The organism is Burkholderiaceae bacterium (assembly GCA_024235995.1).
Lineage (GTDB): Bacteria > Pseudomonadota > Gammaproteobacteria > Burkholderiales > Burkholderiaceae_C > Ottowia.
In genome coordinates this window covers 3,475,229-3,493,891 of the sequence record JACKLI010000001.1, presented here as the reverse complement: position 1 = coordinate 3,493,891, position 18,663 = coordinate 3,475,229, and the positions used below count along the sequence as shown (strand labels likewise).

Annotated in this window: 16 protein-coding genes and 1 pseudogene; 12 read left to right on the top strand and 5 right to left on the bottom strand. The window is 63.0% G+C overall.

Annotation, left to right across the window (positions count from 1 at the left end; translation table 11 throughout):
* The first annotated feature begins 14 nt into the window (after positions 1-14).
* The 10 genes from H6927_16680 (at position 15) to H6927_16635 (ending at position 9,969) form a co-directional block, all read left to right on the top strand.
* Complete coding sequence (locus H6927_16680; GenBank protein MCP5219723.1) at positions 15-3,620, top strand: hypothetical protein; 3,606 nt, start codon at positions 15-17, stop codon at positions 3,618-3,620.
* A gap of 10 nt (positions 3,621-3,630) precedes the next feature.
* Entirely contained in the window at positions 3,631-4,899 is a 1,269-nt protein-coding gene (locus tag H6927_16675; protein ID MCP5219722.1) for a hypothetical protein, read from the top strand.
* A 3-nt stretch (positions 4,900-4,902) separates the two neighbouring features.
* The gene (locus tag H6927_16670; protein MCP5219721.1) at positions 4,903-5,883 is read left to right on the top strand and encodes a hypothetical protein; all 981 of its coding nucleotides are present in this window, start codon (positions 4,903-4,905) and stop codon (positions 5,881-5,883) included.
* A complete protein-coding gene (locus tag H6927_16665) occupies positions 5,880-6,269 on the top strand; it encodes a hypothetical protein (GenBank protein MCP5219720.1) in 390 nt (129 codons plus the stop codon). The genes H6927_16670 and H6927_16665 overlap by 4 nt, the downstream gene beginning before the upstream one ends.
* Before the next feature lie 3 nt (positions 6,270-6,272).
* Positions 6,273-8,153 carry a hypothetical protein gene (locus tag H6927_16660; GenBank protein ID MCP5219719.1) on the top strand — a complete coding sequence of 627 codons (1,881 nt, stop codon included), beginning with the start codon at positions 6,273-6,275 and terminating at the stop codon, positions 8,151-8,153.
* Positions 8,146-8,367, top strand: coding sequence for a hypothetical protein (locus H6927_16655; protein ID MCP5219718.1), 222 nt, complete (start codon positions 8,146-8,148; stop codon positions 8,365-8,367). The genes H6927_16660 and H6927_16655 overlap by 8 nt, the downstream gene beginning before the upstream one ends.
* Positions 8,368-8,445: 78 nt before the next feature.
* A complete protein-coding gene (locus tag H6927_16650; protein ID MCP5219717.1) occupies positions 8,446-8,751 on the top strand; it encodes a hypothetical protein in 306 nt (101 codons plus the stop codon).
* Positions 8,748-8,975: a hypothetical protein gene (locus H6927_16645; protein ID MCP5219716.1), complete on the top strand. Its 228-nt coding sequence runs from the start codon at positions 8,748-8,750 to the stop codon at positions 8,973-8,975. The genes H6927_16650 and H6927_16645 overlap by 4 nt, the downstream gene beginning before the upstream one ends.
* Positions 8,972-9,472: a lysozyme gene (locus tag H6927_16640; protein ID MCP5219715.1), complete on the top strand. Its 501-nt coding sequence runs from the start codon at positions 8,972-8,974 to the stop codon at positions 9,470-9,472. Before H6927_16645 ends, H6927_16640 begins: the two co-directional genes overlap by 4 nt.
* Positions 9,469-9,969 (top strand): hypothetical protein, encoded by a 501-nt coding sequence (locus H6927_16635; protein MCP5219714.1) that lies wholly within the window; start codon positions 9,469-9,471, stop codon positions 9,967-9,969. Before H6927_16640 ends, H6927_16635 begins: the two co-directional genes overlap by 4 nt.
* A gap of 14 nt (positions 9,970-9,983) precedes the next feature.
* On the opposite strand, the gene H6927_16630 is transcribed toward H6927_16635, so the two are convergent.
* The 5 genes and pseudogenes from H6927_16630 to pglZ form a co-directional block, all read right to left on the bottom strand.
* Complete coding sequence (locus tag H6927_16630; GenBank protein MCP5219713.1) at positions 9,984-10,997, bottom strand: DUF4917 family protein; 1,014 nt, start codon at positions 10,995-10,997, stop codon at positions 9,984-9,986.
* Positions 10,998-11,003: 6 nt separating this feature from the next.
* Positions 11,004-12,143, bottom strand: a complete 1,140-nt coding sequence (gene mcrC, locus H6927_16625) for a 5-methylcytosine-specific restriction endonuclease system specificity protein McrC (GenBank protein ID MCP5219712.1) — start codon at positions 12,141-12,143, stop codon at positions 11,004-11,006.
* Positions 12,143-14,365, bottom strand: a complete 2,223-nt coding sequence (locus H6927_16620; protein ID MCP5219711.1) for an AAA family ATPase — start codon at positions 14,363-14,365, stop codon at positions 12,143-12,145. Before H6927_16620 ends, mcrC begins: the two co-directional genes overlap by 1 nt.
* Positions 14,366-14,373: 8 nt before the next feature.
* On the bottom strand, positions 14,374-15,096 hold the full coding sequence (locus tag H6927_16615; protein ID MCP5219710.1) for a hypothetical protein: 723 nt from the start codon (positions 15,094-15,096) through the stop codon (positions 14,374-14,376).
* A pseudogene (gene pglZ / locus H6927_16610) lies at positions 15,093-16,148 on the bottom strand (BREX-3 system phosphatase PglZ). Before pglZ ends, H6927_16615 begins: the two are co-directional and overlap by 4 nt.
* Positions 16,149-16,263: 115 nt before the next feature.
* Here pglZ and H6927_16605 point away from each other — a divergent pair.
* Both H6927_16605 and H6927_16600 read left to right on the top strand, forming a co-directional pair.
* The gene (locus tag H6927_16605; GenBank protein ID MCP5219709.1) at positions 16,264-17,790 is read left to right on the top strand and encodes an IS21 family transposase; all 1,527 of its coding nucleotides are present in this window, start codon (positions 16,264-16,266) and stop codon (positions 17,788-17,790) included.
* Positions 17,759-18,598 carry an ATP-binding protein gene (locus H6927_16600; protein MCP5219708.1) on the top strand — a complete coding sequence of 280 codons (840 nt, stop codon included), beginning with the start codon at positions 17,759-17,761 and terminating at the stop codon, positions 18,596-18,598. The genes H6927_16605 and H6927_16600 overlap by 32 nt, the downstream gene beginning before the upstream one ends.
* Positions 18,599-18,663 lie beyond the last annotated feature (65 nt).

The following is an 18,663-nucleotide window of genomic DNA, read 5'->3' as shown; positions in this document are numbered from 1 at the left end:
CACTGGAGAATTCCATGCCCATTCTTGCAGGCGACGTGAAGCTGGTCGCCAGTCAGGTGATGGACGACGTCGCAGAAGGCGGCGGCGCGCCCACCTCCAACGTCATCGTGGACGGCGCGAGCAACTCGCTGTTCAACGACATCTCGGAACTGGATCGTGCGGGCGGGCGAGTGAACCTGCGCAAGGTGTTCGCGAGCATCCAGACCGACACCACCGACACCTATCTGGGCGGTAACGTGGTGGTGTCCGATCCGCCTGCCGATCCGCGCGTGGCCGTCACCGTCTTCTCCACCGAGGAGGTGTTCGACCGCCGCACCAACGCGCGCGACCGCATCGAGGCCTACCTCAACAAGGGTTCGATGTGGAACGGCTTTTTGCTTGAGAACCACATCGCGGGCCAACGCAGCATCCAGCTCTTCCAGCGTGTGGGCTCGGAGCTGCCGACCATCGGCAAGACCCTGTTCCTCGTGATGAGTGAAGGCCTGGCCAACGAGTATTCGCAATACATCCGTATTACGCGCATCGAGTCGGAAACCCGTACTTTCAGCTTTGGCTCGGGCAGCAGCATCCAGGACTACCAGGCGGTGGTGGTCACCTGCGACCTGTCGGACGCGCTGCGCTACGACTTCCCGGGCTCGCCGCCGGATCGCCTGTTCACAATGGCGAGCGGCAAGACCAAAACCCGCGACACCGTGGTGGCCGATGCCGCCAAGTACTGCGGCGTGGTCAAGACGACCCAGCCGGTTTCTATCGGCGATGTGGCCGCCAGCGTCACCAGCGTGTTCACACAGCTCGTGCCCTCGGCACAGACGGAGACACCGCTGCTTGATCTCACCGCAGGCGGCACCTCGGAAACGCTCATCGAGTCCGACAACGGCACGGTGTCCTACACCACCTCGGTCGCGTTCAATGCCTCGACCGTGCTGTCGGTGGGCAACGCCATTCAGCCTGGAACCCTCTCGATCACCGTCAGCGGTGCGACGCTTGTCGACAACGGTGGCGACCTGCTGTCGGGTGCGACCGTAGTGGGCACTGTGAACTATGGGCGGGGCCAGGTCGCGCTGGCATCGAGTGCGCCGACCTATTCGGGCAGCAAGACCATCACCTTCCGGCCCGCCGCCGCGCCGATCCGTGTGGCTGACACAGCGGGCATCCGGGTCGACATCGAGAGCCGCTCGTACAACTACATCCTGACCATCGTGCCCAGCCCGTCGCCCGGCACGATTCAGGTGAGCTACCGCGCCCAAGGAAAGTGGTACGACTTGCGCGACAACGGCGCGGGCGTGTTGAAGGGGGCCAGCCCGGAGTACGGTGTCGGCACCGTCAGCTACACCACCGGCACGGTCGCCGTCACCCTGGGGGCGCTGCCCGATGTGGGCAGTGAGATCGTCTATGCCTGGGGTGGCAAGGCCAACTACTTCAACCGATCTGGCGGCAGCATTGCGCCGCCAGCGGTCGCCTTCCAGCTCTCCAACGCAGGTGTGACGCCGGGTTCAGTGTCCATCACATGGAACGACGGCACTGCCCGCACCGCTACCGATGATGGCAAGGGCGCGATCAGCGGCCACGCCAGCGGCACCATCAACTACCAGACCGGCCTGATCCAGATCACACCTGCCGCACTGCCTGCGGGCGGCCAAACGTACAGCGTCGCCTATACCTGGGGCCCGCCGAACGAGGAGACGTTTCCGGCGCCACTGCGCAATGGCGACGGCAGCATCGACGTAGAGGTCGATTTCGACGGTCTGATCCCCGGCACGGTCGAGCTGGAGTGGAACCTGCTGATCGACCTGTACGAATACATCTCGACCACGCCTGCCGAGCTGCAACTGATCCGCCAAATCGACCCGATCAAGATCGTCAAGGACGATGGACTGGGCGTATTGCGTGACCCGCAGGGTACGGCCTTCGGTTCGGTGAACTACAGCACCGGCGTCATCCACTTCGTGCCAGACACGACCGTGCGGATTCCGGTGGCGCGCTACAGCGTCACGCGCATCGGCTGGACACGCAATGCCAGCAACGCGCTGGTGCCGGTGTACCGCAATCTGTTCTCGCATTGGGAGTACATCACGGCAGGTGCGTCGATGCCCATCGACGAATCCGGCTGGGCCAAGGTGCGCTTCCGCGCTGCGGGCACGTCCAACGCGGTCAATGACAGCTTCACCGCAGGCGCGCTGGCCATCGACCTCACGCCCAGCTTTGCCGAGAACATCGTGCCCGGCAGCATCAACTTCACGCTGGGCGGCAAGACCTACTTCGACCGCTTGGGCAGCCTCTACTACGACTTGAACCCGGTGACGGGTGCGGCCACGCTGGCGGGGAACATCAACTACGCCAACGGCGCAGCGAGCATCACGGCTTGGGTCCCTGCCGCCTCGAACGCCGTGGGACTGCGCTCACTGCTCACCACGCTGGACGGCACGCCGGTGGACGAGGTGACATTCCGCGTCCCGGCTTCGCCGGTGCGGCCGTCGAGCCTGCAACTGCTGGCCACGCGCCTGTCCGGCGGCACGATCAACGTCAACGCCAACAACAATGGCGACATCACCGGCACCGACGTGGTGGGCACCATCGACTACGAAACCGGCGTCGTTCGAGTGCGCTTTGGCTCGTGGGTGGTGGCGGCGGGCAACGAGGGGCAGAGCTGGTACGACCCGGATGCGGTGATCACCATCGACGGTGTTGCGAAGATCTTCAAGCCGGTGCCGGTGTTCGCCGACACCATCAAGTACAACGCAGTCGCGTACTCCTATCTGCCGCTGGACGCAGACATCATCGGCCTCGATCCGGTGCGCCTACCGCAGGACGGACGGGTGCCGATCTTCCGAGCGGGTGATTTCGCGGTAATTGGACACACCGCCACGGTCGGGCCGCTCACCGCCACCAGCGGGCAAGTCGTGGACTGTGGGCGCGAGCGCCTGTCGCGCGTGCGCGTGCTCGATGGCAACGGCGACGTCGTGACCACCGACTACACCGCCGATCTCGAAGCCGGAACTGTCACCTTCGGTGTGGTCACTGGCCTTGTGCAGCCGCTCACGGTCGAGCACCGCATCGAGGACATGGCGCAGGTATCGGACGTGCAGATCTCCGGGCGGCTGGCCTTCACCCGCCAGATCACCCACGACTATCCGGTCGGCTCGCACGTGTCCTCTGCGCTGGTGTCGGGCGACCTTCGCGCCTACGTCTCCAACCTGTTCGACCAGGCCACGTGGAACGGCACCTTCCTCGATGCCATCACCGGCAGCGCGGCGACCGCCACCTACAACGACGTGCTGGCCCCCATCGTTGTCACCAACGCAGGCGCGATCACCGAACGCTGGGCGATCCAGTTCACCAACGCGACCTCGTTCAACGTCATCGGCGAGCACGTGGGAGTGATCGCCACTGGCACCACGGGCAGCAACATCGCGCCGATCAACCCGGCCACCGGCAAACCGTACTTCACGCTGGCCGTCATCGGCTGGGGTTCGGGCTGGGCGACCGGCAACGTACTGCGCTTTAACACCACCGGTGCGCTGTTTCCTGTGTGGGTCGTTCGCACCATCCAACAGGGCCCGGAAACCGTCACCAACGACGCCTTCACCTTGCTGGTGCGCGGCGACGTGGATCGTCCTTGAGAGGAATGCGATGAGCAACAAGGTCAAATGGATGCACAACGGGTTTGCAGGCGCGCCGGTGCTGACCAACAACTGGGGCAGCCTCACGGCGCTGCTGGACGCCTGCCTGGTCAACGGCTTCAACCTCAAGACGGTGACGGCGCTTTCTCGTACGGACGATACCGCCACCGCGACCGTTGGCTCCGGGCACGGTTTCATAGTCGATCAGGTCGTGCTGGTGGAGGGCTGCGATCAGCCTTCCTACAACGGTGAGTTCACCGTTACGGCCATTACGTCGACCACGGTGAGCTTTCGCGTGGCAGGCGAACCCGCATCGCCCGCCACCACGCAGACCGGCATCACGCTGAAGATCGCGCCGCTGGGCTTCGAGATTGCGTTCACGGGCACCCACAAGCGCGCCTACCGCAGTCCGAACCCGCAGTCGAACCGTCACTTCCTGCGCGTCGACGACAGCCTGCCCACGGGCTACACCTCGACGTGGGCCAAGTTCGGGCGAGTGACCATCGCCGAGGGTATGGCCGACATCGACACCTTCGTCGGCGCGCAAGCGCCGTTCACGCCAGCCGCGCCGATGCGCAATGAGGTTCCGACCGGCAGTGGCACAACGATGTACGTGGGCTGGTTCAAGTGGTACTACGCGCGCCAGTCTTATGCCGAGACGTCCGGCGACAACGGCAACTGGGGCCGCAGCTGGGTGCTGATCGGCGACGACCGTGGGTTCTTTCTCATCAACTCGTCGGGCTACCAAGGCGACTGGCGCGTACTGCACGCCTTCACCGATTTCGACAGCTACAAGCCCGGTGACAACTTCGCGTCTTACCTGATCGCCTCGGAACGCTATCAGCAGGCCAACTACACGGGCGGCAGCTATCCCTACCAGGATGCCTACTCGTGTCAGTCGCTGGAAACAACCGGCAAGATCTGTCTGCGCGATTACACGCAACTTGGCGGTAATGTGCGCCTCGGGATGCTTTCGCTCAACGATCAGAACAGCCAAAACATTTCTGGTCGGTCCGCAGCCATCCCGTTTCCGAACGGTCCGGACTATGGCCTGATCCTGCATCCGATCTACCTGCGCGAAAGCGGAGGGCATCTGCGGGGCGTGCTGCCAGGGATGCTCTGGGTTCACCAGAACCAGCCCTACGGCCATCTGACCATGATCGACAACGTCATCGGCTACGAAGACCGCAAGTTCCTCTACGTCACGATCTCCTCGTACTCGAGCGAGACCAACAGCTGCGGCTTTTGCTTCGATATCACCGGGCCGTGGAGACCGTGAGCCGTGGCCTATCCATTTGAGGAGGATTTCGCCTCCGGCATCCCTTCGGGCTTTTCAAGCAACGGTGGCAATGGTGGGATCACGACCACGTGGAATGCAGTGGAGGAGTCCGCCGATCTCGTGTTCAACAACTCCCAGAGCTTTTGGCGCTTGTCGGACGCTCCGCTGAACACGGACTTCTGGTTCGAGATGGACGTGGAGATCGTTGCATCGGCATCGCCGCCTCCGCACTTCGGTTTCTGGCTCTGGACGGGGGTGGGCACCTACGAAGGGCATCGCCTCTGCGTCTACAACAGCAGTTGGGTCCACTCGTACTGGACAAGCGGCGGCTCTGAGTACGAACAGGTCACCGAAGCGTGGGCAGGCTGGGCTGTGGTTGGCGCGCGCCGCACGATCCGGCTAGAGATCAAGCGCCAAGCGAATCTCGATGTGTGGCTTCTGCAACTGTCGGTGGACGGTGAAATCGTCTGGCGCGACTTCAAGCGCTGGTATCCGTCCCTTCGTCCCTGCATCTTCGGCTACGGGATCACGCTGCGCGTGCATCGGGTCGCAGGCGATGTGAGCAGCGGTCTGGAGGACATGCCGCCACCCGCGCATCGTCGACTCCCTGTCGCACTGGCGAAACGTGTCCTCGTCCCAGACAACGCAGCAGCGCTTCGTTATAGCCATCGCGGCCTGCGCGCGCTGCTCGGCAAGCGCAACCACTACTACCACGGTAACCACCGCATTGCGGGCACGGTGAAGCACCGCGTGAAGGGCGTGATCGCCGATGAGCCGCTTCAGCGGCGCGTGCTGTTGATCGATCAAGCCACCTACGTCGTGGTGCGTGAGACCTGGAGCGACGCCAGTACCGGCGCGTACTCGTTCGATCACATCGATCCGGTGCCTCGCTACCTCGTCATCGCTTTCGACCACGCACGACAGCATCGCGCCGTCATCGCCGACAACCTGCGTGCGCAAACCATGATGGAGTCTCAACCGTGATCCAGATCTCGAACGCGCTCAACGACTATCGCCTGAACGCCGTGGTGAACTTCCTGGCCACCGGCACGGAGAACGCCTGTGTTCGGATCTACGGCGGCGTGCGTCCATCCTTCGGCGCGGCCCCGACCGGCGATCTGCTGGCCGCCATCGTGTTGGTCGAGCCCATCGGCGAGGTGGAGGACGGGATTCTGACCATCACGCCCACCGGCGAAGCCCTGATTCAAACCAGCGGCGAGGCGACCTGGGCGCGCATCGTCAATGGCGACGGTACGCTGGCCTGGGACTGCGACGTGTCCGACCTGAACGGCACAGGCGAATTGCGCCTCCCGTCGACCACGCTCTACGCCGGGGGCTACACCCGCATCGTGTCCGGCCTGCTGGGGTAGTCGATGAGCAATCCCGGCGACTTGATACTCGCCGCCACGCTGCCCGAACTGAGCTTCACAGCTACGGCGATTCCAAACGCCAACGCCGCGTTGCAGTCGGCGCTACCCGCACTGACATTCACGGCGCAGGCGGTAACACGCACGGATGTGGCGCTGGTGGGCAACTTCCCGCCGCTGGGGATGCTGGCTGAGGCACGGTATCAGTCCTACGCGGTGCGCCCCATCACTGGGCAGAGTTCGACCCGCTGGCAGCACGCCAGCAGGCACAGCAACGGTGCCGTGGATCGGCGCGAGGCTACATCACACCTGCACGAGGCTTCGCGCGCTCAGTGGCAGAGCGCTGGGCCTTGGGTGATCGGCGTGGAAAACCGCCGCACCAGCACGCGCGTGCGCGCCCCCCTGGCCCGACAAACGTGGCACCAAGGGGCTGCGCCCGTGCAGTCCGGTGCGAGCTTGGGCCAAGCCGACGCCATCCGGCTGCGCACGGCGCGTAGAACGGCCTTCGACGAGGCCATCCATGCAGAGTGGCTGAACTGGGCCATCCGGCACCAGGACGGCTGGCGCGACCGCCGGTTTGCGGCTGCATCACCCTATCAGGAGGCGAATCGGTACGCCGGGCATTTCCACGCCGAAGGCATCCGCAGCGCGGTCTACCTGCGCCGCTGGTGGGGGGCGCTCTGGCAGGCGGCGATGCGCCCCCGACCGGGTCGCCATCCGGCGGTGCCGTTCGTGCCGCCAGTGCCCCCAGCTTGTTACGCACCGAACGGGCATTTGCTGTTTGCCGAGGCCGCCGCCACCGATGGCGACCTCTTGTTCGTCTGCGAGCACTACGACCAGCCGCAGGCCGGGTCGGTGCCCGTTCCCATCCGGAGGGTGTATTTCGTGATCAATGAGGTGACGCTGACGCGCTGGCCCGATGGCACGCCGGTACCGGTGCTGGGCCTATCGCTATCGCTGGATGCCGATTCGTGGGCATGGGGCTTCGAGGCCACGCTACCGCAGGTGGCTGAGTCTCTGGTGGTGCCCGAAAACATTGACGGTCAGGGCGCGGGGCCCGTGGAACTGATCGCCACGATCAACGGCACGGCCTTCCATGTCCTAGCCGAGAATCTGAGCCGCGAGCGTGCGTTCGGCGACGCCAGCATCCGCCTCTCGGGACGCGGGCGCAGCGCGATGTTGGCCGCTCCCTACGCACCGGTCATCGCCTTTTCCAACACCGAGCCGCGCAGCGCGCAGCAGCTGATGGAGGACGTGCTGACGTTCAACGGCATCCCGCTGGGCTGGACAGTGGATTGGGCGCTGACCGACTGGCTGGTGCCCACCGGCGTGTTCGCCAAGCAAGGCACGTGGATCGAGGCACTGACCACCATCGTCGGAGCAGCCGGCGGCTACCTGCTGCCGCATCCGTCCGACAAGATTCTGCGCGTGCGCCATCGCTACCCGGTGGTGCCGTGGGACTGGTGGACGGATGTGACGCCGGACTTCGTGCTGCCAGTGGACACCGTGGGGCGCGAATCGCTGCGCTGGATCGACAAGCCCGCCTACAACCGCGTGTTCGTGGCAGGCCAGGAGACGGGTGTGCTTGGACAGGTCACGCGCACCGGCACGGCGGGCGATGTGCTCGCGCCGATGGTGGTCGATGCGCTGATCACCCAAGCGGCGGCGGCACGCCAGCGCGGCATTGCGGTGCTGTCGGACACAGGTCGCCAGATCGAGGTCACGCTGCGTCTGCCGGTGCTACCCGAAACCGGAATCATCGAACCGGGCGCTTTCATCGCCTACCAGGACGGTGGCGTGGCGCGGCTGGGGCTGGTGCGCTCGACTCGCATTGACGCAGGCTTGCCAGAGGTCTGGCAGACCCTGGGAGTGCAGAGCTATGCATAACCTCTACCAGCAGTTTCGGCAGTTGCTGCCTGACGCACCGCTGCAAGCAGGCACCGTGCTCGAGGTCGGCTCCGGTATCGCTTTGGTGGTTCTACCCGGTGGCGGCCTGATCCGCGCGCGTGGCAACGCAACCGTGGGTCAGACCGTGTTCGTGCGCGACGAAGTGATCGAGGGCATTGCCCCCTCACTGCCGCTGGAGCTCATCGAGATCTGACGTCCAACCTTCCTGCTGACCTCGAACCCGCCTTGGTGCTCACGCATCAGGCGGGTTTCGCATTTCTGGAGAACCGCAATGACTGAACCCGAACAACAACCCGCAGCACTCGTGGAGAACATGCTCCTGCTGCGCCGCGAGGACTTTGACGAGTTGCTGGACCGCGCCGCTGAACGCGGTGCCGAGCGCGTGCTGTCCCATCTCGGCCTCGAAAACGGCCACGCCGCGAAAGACATCCGCGAGCTGCGCGACCTGCTGGAAGCCTGGCGTGATGCGCGTCGCACGGCGTGGCAGACCACCGTCAAGGTCATCACCACCGGCATCCTGGCCGCGCTTCTGGTGGGGGCCGCTATCAAGTTGAAGCTGATGGGAGGTGCGCCATGACGGCCACCCGCAAGATCTGCCTGCTCGACGACTGGCGAAAAATCGCGCGCCGCGCCTGGAGCATCCGACTGTCTATCGTCGCCGCCATCTTCACGGCGGCGGAAGTGGTGGTGCCACTGCTCGGGGACGTGCTGCCGCGTGGCGTGTTCGTGCTGTTGGCCTTCAGTGCCAGCATCGGCGCGGCCATCGCCCGCTTGGTCGCGCAGCCGGAGATGCACCGATGATCCGGCCGCCGCAACGCCGGACAGTGGCCGCGCTCACGCTGTCCGCTGCAGCGCTGGTCGGCATCGTGCTTCACGAGGGCTACACCGACCGCGCAGTGATTCCGGTCAAGGGCGATGTGCCGACCATCGGGTTCGGTACCACCACCGGAGTGAAGCTGGGCGACACCACCACGCCGCCGAAGGCGCTGGCCCGGGCACTCACCGACGTGCAGCAGTTCGAGGGTGCATTGAAGCAATGCGTCACCGTGCCGCTGGCCCAGAACGAGTACGACGCGCTGGTGAGTTTCTCCTACAACGTCGGCAGCCGCGCGTTCTGCCAATCCACGCTGGTCAGGAAACTCAACGCCGAGGACTACGCCGGGGCCTGCGCCGAACTGCTGCGCTGGCGCTTCTTCCAGGGTAAGGACTGCGCGCTGCCCACCAATGCGCAGCTGTGCGGCGGGTTGGCCACGCGGCGGCAGGCCGAGTACCGCCAATGCCTCGGGGAAACGCCATGAACCTGATTCCGTGGCCTTACCGCTGGCTGGCCATCGCTGCTCTGGCTGTTGCGCTGATTGGCTTCGGCTGGATCAAGGGCGCGGGCCACGTGCAAGCGCAGTGGGACGCCGCCGCCCAGCAACAAACCCTGCAAACCGCCGCCATCCGCGAGCGTCAGGCACAAGCCACCGTCAAGGTCGTCACCGAATACGTCGACCGCGTCCGCGTCGTCCGCGAGAAGGGCGACACCATCATCAAGGAGGTTCCTGTCTATGTGCCCGTTCAAGCCGATGCTGCTTGCACTATCAACCGTGGCTTTGTGCGCCTGCACGACGCTGCCGCCGCCGGTGAGCTGCCCGAGCCCGCCCGAGATGCTGATGCGGCCGCCGCAGGCATTGCGCTCTCTGCCGTCGCTGGAACCGTTGCCGCTAACTACCAGATCTGCCACGAGAACGCCGAGCAACTGAGGGCGCTGCAAACGTTGATCAGGGAGATGAAGGTTGCCGGCGAGCAGTAGTGCTCAGCACGTCATCATGGATTGTTCCAGCAACCCGGGCTCCGCGAATCGAAGAACGTGACCTCTGTACCAGGCAAGGACCAGCCAGTGGCCTTGAGCACCTGATGGCAGAACGCCTGCTGATCTCCGTCTGGTTGACCCGTGAACACCGAGACAGCCATTCGCTTCGGCGTATTCGCCGAGATTGCATCAAGCACATGCTGGTCCCGTTCGTCAAAGCTCCAGCCATAAACGACCAAACTCTCGCCGATCGCTGGCAGGACTTCCTCGTACACGTTCGTCAGGTAGTGACTCCGGCGAATCGCGGCGACTTTCTCCTTGCTGGTTCCTTCGCTAACAAACACCGGTACGTAGTGCCCGGACGACCACTTTCGGGTTATCGCTTCGAGCAAATCGCCCGTCGCGCCAGTGGATGCCGCGATCTTTGTCTCGTCACCAATGTAGTCGCGAGCCACAGAAAGACTGCCGTGCGGGTAGAAAACCAGCGTTGCTCCGGCGGCGTGCCCATATGGCCTCCGGAGGTACTCCCAGTCCGTCTGAAATTCACCGTGATGGAAGGCATCCTTGAACCAGCTACCGTTTGCTGCATTGAACAGCAGCATGGCCCAGTACAAGGTGAGGTCGTAGTTCAGGCTGACGACAGTCGGGAACGCGCTCGCGAATGTACCGACCCGTTGTAATTCGGCGGCGACATCGGCATGTATCGGATGCACGCTGTGCACAGCTTCGATCAGCGCTGTTCGCACTTCCGCATATGCCGCAGAGATGTCGGCAGACGGAGTCCCCAAGGCAACGTTGACGTGCTCGGCATACCAGCAGGCGAGCAGAACATGTTCGAAGTCGGTCGTGCCGAGCTTGGCGAATATTGGCGCGGTGGTTGCGAGCAACCCTTTTGCGTCAGCAACGCTGTGAAGTGTTGGATAGGCAAACTCCTTGTGGATGGCGATGCTGGCGCCGTTGCCCAGAAGGAGGGAATTCCAACTTTCCGCGCTGATGTCTGCCCAAGTGTCGATTTCGATTCTGTCCATGTTCTTTCACGCGCCCGTATTCATCGCGTGGTCTGGCACGCAGAGTCGCAGCAGTTGCGCTCGGATGTCCGCAGGAGTTGCCGTCAAATCCACAGTGGCAAATCGAATGGCGTGCCCCTGGATCAGCACTGTCTCGTCGACCATCTGGCCGATCGCGGGATGCAACAACAATCCACTCGCGTGATCCGCAAGCGCATCACCGCACCCAACCTGGGAGCGCAGATAGGCGTAGATCTGGTACACGTATCCGCTGCGTAGGGTTTCCTCACGGTACCAACCGCTCGTCACAATCGAGGTGAACTTGGTATCGATGACGATCCTCTGCCCGGATGACGGGTGGTCGAGCACGACATCAGTTCGCATCGTCGGCAGGATCTTGTCGATCCCCGCCGTCTTCTGCTCGATCTGCCAGCCCATCGTCCCGCCGCATAGCACCCGCCAGCCCTGCGGACTCAATACGACTTCGTAGAAGCCGCCCACCGCCCGCTCGAACAAACGGCGTACCCACGTCGCTTCTCTGTCCGGCAGAGAGAGCACATTCGCACCCGACGCCTCCGTAGGTAGCACTAGGTCGAACGCCAGCTTTGCGGCTGCCACCATGAACCGGTCGTCCGCATCGTTACGGCCGAAACGATCGGTGCTCATTTGGGCGCGGGTCGGTGCGTCCCCTGATACACCCATTGCCTTCATGCCACCCGCAAGTGCGCGGCACCGATGGGCAACGTCCTTCCTCTGAACGATCGTGGAGATGGACTCCAATGCTGCTCGTACGAAACGATTGCGTGGGGTGTCGATGGTGAGTTCGTCGAACCGGCACGCCACCAAGCCTCTATCCATCAACTGATGGCGTTCGGTGGTCAGGACGTCGATCCGGCCACGCACGCGATTGATGACTGCGTCACGAGATCGATATCCAAGACTCAAGCGGCGACGCTGTCGCAGCTCAACCGCGTGGGCAAGGATCTCCGCGACTAGATCCGGTAGATCGTCCGGGCTGTCTTCCAAGCCGATCTTGCCGATGCCGCGAGTGCGGAACAGGTCAGAGGCGTAGAGCATCAGCAGCCAGAGGTTGCGCACCGGAATGCGTCCGATGAAACCCTCAGCGCTCATGGATGCACTTTCCACCTGTTCTGCGACGGCGGTCATCACCAGCCCTGCGTCAGCCGTGCAATCGCCTTTTGTGCTTCGTCGGGCGCGTCGAACCAGTATTCATCCAGCAACGGGCCGATCTCCGTTTCCACGACCTGCAGGAACCACTTCTTCGTGTCTCCGGCTTCCAGTCGATGTGCAGGGGTCACATAGCTGTGACCAATTCGGAATTGCTTGCCAAGGCGCGCGTCCGCCGCGATCTGGTCGTTCAGCTCGGCGATACGGCGCTCGATATCCGCGACCAAGCCCGGATCGACAGCACACTCCTTGACCACCCAATCCCGCCAAACCTGGCCCAGTCTTGGCTCCAGCCCAACGAAAGCAAAGCGGCGACGCAATGCCAGATCGACCAGTGCAAGTGATCGGTCGGCAATATTCATGGTGCCGACCACATAGAGATTCTCGGGAATATGGACGGGACGTCGTTTGCCGTCCGCATCCGGATAACAGAGTTCCAGCGCTTCGTTGGGCGTCCGTTTGCCCGCCTCAAGCAGCGTCAGCAACTCGCCGAAGATCTGCGCCGGGTTTCCACGGTTGATCTCCTCGATCACCACGACAAACTTCGACGAAGGCTCCTTCGATGCAGCCTTGATGGCTTCCATGAAGACACCGTCCGCCAGCGACAACTTGCCTTCGCCAGTGGGGCGCCATCCTCGAACAAAGTCCTCGTAGGACAGGTTGGGGTGGAACTGCACTGCGCGGACCTTGCTGTCGTCCTTCTGCCCCATCAGCGCGAACGCGAGCCGTTTGGCTAGCCAGGTCTTGCCCGTGCCCGGAGGCCCCTGAAGGATGAGGTTCTTTTTTGTGCGCAGACGATCGAGCAAGCGGTCAATCTCGGCCCGCTCCAGGAAACAGCCGTCCTTGAGGATGTCCTCCACCGAGTAGGGAACGATTGGCGCTGCCACCTGAAAGGCTTCGCGAACTTCACCTTCAGTTTCCTGTTCTGCTCCGGCATTGGTACCGATATCGCCAGCCGGCACAGGCTCGTCAACCGGATCTTTGTACATCCAGGACGCAAGCGACAAGTCCGGGAAACTGTGGACCGGATAGCCGTCTTCGCCGAAGCGCGAACGCAAATCGTCCAGCAGCTTCAGATAGGCCCGACCATCACATGGGCCTTGCTGACCACTGATGGCGACATTCAGGCCGAGCCGCTTGTTGATGTAGTGGCGCGACTGGCTATCAAGGGTCAGGAATTCCCACGGATGCGCCCAGTAGAGACCTGTCGAAAGGTTCCATGCGACACCCCACACTTGGGTTGCCTCGTCATAAGCCCGGATGAAGGCATCGCGAGTGTCCAACTGGTCGCCATCGACCATCTTGCTCGCGGCAACGAATACCTTCCATAGCGCGTCGATGTCGCCCGCACCACGCTTGTCGGCATAGGCGAAAAACCAGGAACGTTGGTTGTTGAGAACGGGAATGCCTTCGAATGAAAGCGGGACCGGCACCGTCACACCCAGCAACTTGGCAAGTTCGCCCGCGATGGTCTTGCGGTTGGCATCGGTCATGGACCGGTTAAAGGTGCCCATCGTGGTGAAAGGGCAAATGTCCCGCAGCGGACCACTGGTTCCATCGGGAAACTTATCCTGGAGATAGGTCAGCCCCGGCACCCGGGACGCGATCTCGTGGATGCCCTCGATGAGCGGAGTTCGATCGTCTGCGTGGACCAGCAGCTTTTCGGCCACTGCCTCGTAGAAGTCCGTCCACTCGAAGCGCTGCTTTTCTGGCGAAGTCGTGCCGTAACGCTCCCGCCAAAAGGGCTCGTTGCGAAAGCGATCTACATCCTGCGGCTTGCCGTCAAACGCAAATGCAATCAGCGCATCGTTCATCCATTCGCCGGGCAGCACGCGCCAGATCGTTGCTCGGTGAGTGTAGAAGTACCATTCCCGTACCGGCTCGACCTTGGCCCAGTCCACCTTCACCCGCTTCCCGTCGTTCAGGTTTTCGGTGATCGTGCCGACCGCCTTGATGCCCATAACCGAAACCGCCCGGCCTCGGCTATCGAATGGCAGACCGTGCTTTCGCGTGTAAGACGACTTGATGGCGATCCGCTCTCCCGGGCGCATGGAACGCACCACATCGAGGAGCTTGTCGTCGTAGCCGTTCTCCCAAATTCCTTCTGCAAGAAATCGCGGCATCTGATCATCAGTACCGCCATAGCTCGCGCCGACGAACCAATTTGCTTGCGCGCCTGTGCTGTCTGTTTTTGTATTCATGTCTGTCCTCAGAGGGTGGCGCGCAAAGCGACGAACTGGTTACTCGGGCCTTCCGACCGGAGGTCGAGGTTCGGGCTGTTCGACACCACGTAGGCCAGAGGCCGCGTCAAGTTGAACGGGAACAGCACGGGCAGCGACTGCAGACTGGGTACTGAAACGGGCTTACCTGCGTAGCGCACAGCAGCTTCGATCAGCCAAGCAGTGAGCGCATCGTTGTCGATACTCGTCTGTGGCAAGCGAATGACGCGCTTGCCTTTCTCGACCCGCTCCACAGCGCCCCAGCTCGCCTGGCTCTGGATGACCATGTTGGTCATACGCCGGGTGCCTTCGCGCTCCCCATAGGTTTCACTCATGCGCCGATGGACCTCGGCGGACGCACAGTCGCCCTGAATGGCGGACAAGCGGCCCACCAGCTCGGCCACCTTGCCAAAGAACGGGTACGTCGCCACGGACATGCCCCAGCACAGCGCCGCGACAGGTATGTCCGGCTGCGTCTTGTGGATGGCCACGCCGCGATCCGCGTAATCGACCAGTTCGGCGCGCGGCTCCAGCCACAGCCGATTCAGTACGGTGCGTGTTTTTTTCTTGGCTTCCACGCCAAGTTCGGCTGCATCAAGCAGTGCATTCAGATCATCTAGCCCAGCCACGCCTGCACGAACATTCAGTGCCGCAGCCGCCCAATCAAGCTGAATGAACCGATCAAAGCCTATTTTTGGGGCTGATGAATTCATTCGGTACCAATCACATAACTGACTTTCACAAAGGGCACGATCAACTCTTCGACCGACACCCCGCCGTGGACCACTACCTGCTCGCCCTCGGGCACAAAGGCGGTTCGTCCGCCCGCGAATAGGGGCATGAAGTTCGCGGGCAGTCCAGCGATGTCCAACCTGACTGTGGTGGGATAGGCCGCAGCGGAATCGGCCAGCAATGGCTCACTCCGGTAGACCCGGACGCGCTCTCCGCGCGTCTCAGCAATCACGCCCTGGCTGGGCCTGCCGACGCCGGTGGACTCCACGTTGCCGTGGTCCGCCGTGAGATAGATGTGGTATCCCTTGTCCAGCAGCAGCGAGAACAGCCGGTCGACGAAACCGGTCGTCAACCAGTTCCCAATCCACATCGCCACGTCCTTCTTGGAGCGCTCCTTGTGGAGCCGATCGTCCACCTCATCGATGACCAGGCCCACCACCTTCGGGCGCCGGTCGATCAAATCCGCTTCCAGTGCGTCGAGCTGATGGGTCTGACGCAGCGCGCGTCGATACATCACCTCATTCGAATTGACGCCTTCGTTCTGCCAGAACGTCTTCCACAAGGATTCCTCCTTGTCCGTCCTGTCGATGGAGTCGTCGAACTCTCGCGGTTTCAGCCCGGAGAACAGCGCCTGACGCGACACCGACGTCACGGTCGGCAGCCATGCAAACACGGTTCCCTCGTCGAACGCGAAACGTTTCGTGGTGGCGATCAGGCGCTCGCGGATCTGTACCCACTGGTCGAAGGCCAGCCCGTCGAATACCAGTAGAGCCACCTTGGTTTCCCCTGCGGACCGCCGATGGCGCAAGAAGCGCGGCACGTGGTGCACCATCACCGGGCCCTTGGTCACCGGCTGCAGGATCAGGTCGGCGTAATGCTTGGCTGCGACCCAGGCTCGCAGACCCTCGTCTGATTGCGCCTGCAAGGTCTTGATCCGCTCTCGAATCACCGGCAGGTGTTCGCTGCCTTCCGTACCTGGCAGACCATGCGTGCGGGCCAGGATCTCACCGTAGCGTTTGGCGAACTCGCTCCATGTTGATTCATTTCCAAAGCTGGGCCATTTCGGGACGCATTCACGTTGAAATTTGAGCCACGTTGCCGCTCTATCCTGCTGAATTTTTCAGCACGGGGGAGCAGGAGTGATCAACGTGAGCACATTGAGCAAGTTACGCCGCCTCGTGCTGAGGCAGGACGTGTCGGTGCGCGAGGCCAGCCGGCGCCTGGGCATCTCGCGCAACACAGCCACCAAGTGGCTCAAAGACGGGCAGATGGCCGAACCCCGATACCCGCAGCGGGTGTCGGGCCCCAGCATCCTGGATCCGTACAAGGAGCAGTTGAGCCAATGGCTCAAGGCCGATAGCCATCGCAGCAAACGCGATCGACGCGGGATCAAGGCCATGTTTGAGGCGCTGCGCGCGCAGGGCTACAGCGGCAGCCGAGGGCCGGTCTACGCCTTTGCCCAGCGCTGGCAGCAAGAGCAAGGCAACGCTGCGCGTGGTGCGGGGTTCGTGCCGCTGAGCTTCGAGTTGGGCGAGGCGTTCCAGTTCGACTGGAGCTGCGAGTACCTGTTCATCGGCGGGCTGCGCCGCCGCCTGGAAGTGGCACACACCAAGCTGGCGGCCAGTCGCGCCTTCTGCCTGGTGGCGTACTACAGCCAAGCGCACGAGATGCTGTTCGATGCGCACGCACGGGCGTTCGCCCTCTTCGGTGGCGTGCCCCGGCGGGGCATCTACGACAACATGAAGACCGCTGTGGACAAGGTCGGCCATGGCAAACAGCGCAGCGTCAATGCACGCTTCGAGGCGATGACCGGGCACTACCTGTTCGAGCCGGAGTTCTGCAACCGGGCCGCCGGCTGGGAGAAGGGGGTCGTGGAGAAGAACGTTCAGGATCGGCGCAAGGACATCTGGCGTGAGGCCAGCGAGCGGCGCTGGGGGACGCTTGGTGAACTCAACGACTGGTTGCAGCAGGCCTGCGTGAAGGCCTGGGCTGAGATGAGTCACCCGGAATGGACTCAGCTCACGGTGGCCGATGTCTGGCAGGACGAACGTGCTCGTCTCATGCCCAACCCCCGTGCGTTTGATGGCTACGTGGAGCAGCCGGTACGGGTCTCTGCGACCGCACTGATCCACTTCCAGCGCAACCGCTACAGCGTGCCGTGTGAATGGATTCATGCGGTGGTCAGTCTGCGGGCCTACGCGGATGGCCTGCTGGTGGTCGGGCCCGATGGGCGACAGGTGCGCCTGGCGCGCAGCTTCGAACGTGATCAGACGCTCTACGACTGGATGCATTACATCGCGCTCATCGAGCGAAAGCCCGGCGCGCTGCGCAACGGCGCGCCCTTCAAGACCATGCCCGAGCCACTGCAGGAAATGCAGCGCCAGTTGCTGCGCCACAGCGGTGGCGACAGGGTGATGGCGCAGGTGCTCATGGGGGTGAGCCTGCATGGACTGGAGGCCGTGGTGGTGGCGGTAGAGCTGGCGCTGCAGTCCGGGCGGGTGAGTGCCGAGCACGTGCTCAACGTGCTCTCGCGTCTGAAGGAGCAGCGCGTGCCCGAGCCACCGGTGGCCACGATGCTCAAGCTCAACACGCCGCCACTGGCCAACCTGCAGCGCTACGACGCACTGCGCAACGTCCAGCCTCATGAGGCATCACCGGAGTCCGACCATGCATGACGTCATTGATGCCCTCAAAGCGCTGGGCCTGCACGGCATGGCCAGTGCCTGGCCGGAGGTACTGGGCACCGCCCGCATGAAGTCGCTGGATCATGAGGCCGTGCTGCACCAGCTCATCAAGGCCGAGACCGCTCAGCGTGAGGTGCGTTCCATGGCTTACCAGATGCGCGTGGCGCGCTTCCCTTCGCACCGTGACCTCGCCGGCTTTGACTTCGCCCACGCGCAGCTCGACGAAGCACTGGTGCGCCAGTTGCACACCCTTCGCTTCGTGGAGTCGGCGCACAACGTGGTGCTGGTTGGTGGCCCCGGCACGGGTAAAACCCACCTGGCCACGAGCCTGGGGATCGAGGCCATTCGCATGCATGGCAAGCGGGTGCGCTTCTTCTCAACGGTGGAGCTGGTCAACGCCCTGGAGCTGGAGAAGGCGCAGAACAAGGCCGGGCAAATGGCGCACCGCCTGATGTACGTCGATCTGGTGATCCTGGATGAACTGGGCTACCTGCCATTCACGCAGTCGGGCGGCGCGATGCTGTTCCACCTGCTCTCCAAACTCTATGAGCGAACGAGCGTGGTGATCACCACCAACCTCACCTTCTCGGAGTGGAGCAGCGTCTTTGGAGACGCCAAGATGACCACGGCCTTGCTTGACCGGCTCACGCACCATTGCCACATCGTCGAGACGGGCAACGAGAGCTGGCGATTCAAGCACTCCAGTGCCGCTGGCGCGGCTCCCCCAAAGCAACGCCCAAAGAGCCAGAAAGGAGATCGAAAAACAGCAGACCCGATAGACTTATCCACAACCGAATAGTCAAAGAATCCATCAACCCAGTGGCTCAATATTCAACGTGATCACTGGCTCAGTTGTGCTGATGA

What these genes read in the sequence shown, in the direction of transcription:
- H6927_16680 (MCP5219723.1), top strand. Translation starts at nt 15, where the DNA reads ATGCCCATTCTTGCAGGCGACGTGAAGCTGGTCGCCAGTCAGGTGATG.
- H6927_16675 (MCP5219722.1), top strand. Translation starts at nt 3,631, where the DNA reads ATGAGCAACAAGGTCAAATGGATGCACAACGGGTTTGCAGGCGCGCCG.
- H6927_16660 (MCP5219719.1), top strand. Translation starts at nt 6,273, where the DNA reads ATGAGCAATCCCGGCGACTTGATACTCGCCGCCACGCTGCCCGAACTG.
- H6927_16655 (MCP5219718.1), top strand. Translation starts at nt 8,146, where the DNA reads ATGCATAACCTCTACCAGCAGTTTCGGCAGTTGCTGCCTGACGCACCG.
- H6927_16650 (MCP5219717.1), top strand. Translation starts at nt 8,446, where the DNA reads ATGACTGAACCCGAACAACAACCCGCAGCACTCGTGGAGAACATGCTC.
- H6927_16645 (MCP5219716.1), top strand. Translation starts at nt 8,748, where the DNA reads ATGACGGCCACCCGCAAGATCTGCCTGCTCGACGACTGGCGAAAAATC.
- H6927_16640 (MCP5219715.1), top strand. Translation starts at nt 8,972, where the DNA reads ATGATCCGGCCGCCGCAACGCCGGACAGTGGCCGCGCTCACGCTGTCC.
- H6927_16635 (MCP5219714.1), top strand. Translation starts at nt 9,469, where the DNA reads ATGAACCTGATTCCGTGGCCTTACCGCTGGCTGGCCATCGCTGCTCTG.
- H6927_16630 (MCP5219713.1), bottom strand. Translation starts at nt 10,997, where the DNA reads ATGGACAGAATCGAAATCGACACTTGGGCAGACATCAGCGCGGAAAGT.
- mcrC (MCP5219712.1), bottom strand. Translation starts at nt 12,143, where the DNA reads ATGACCGCCGTCGCAGAACAGGTGGAAAGTGCATCCATGAGCGCTGAG.
- H6927_16620 (MCP5219711.1), bottom strand. Translation starts at nt 14,365, where the DNA reads ATGAATACAAAAACAGACAGCACAGGCGCGCAAGCAAATTGGTTCGTC.
- H6927_16615 (MCP5219710.1), bottom strand. Translation starts at nt 15,096, where the DNA reads ATGAATTCATCAGCCCCAAAAATAGGCTTTGATCGGTTCATTCAGCTT.
- H6927_16600 (MCP5219708.1), top strand. Translation starts at nt 17,759, where the DNA reads ATGAGGCATCACCGGAGTCCGACCATGCATGACGTCATTGATGCCCTC.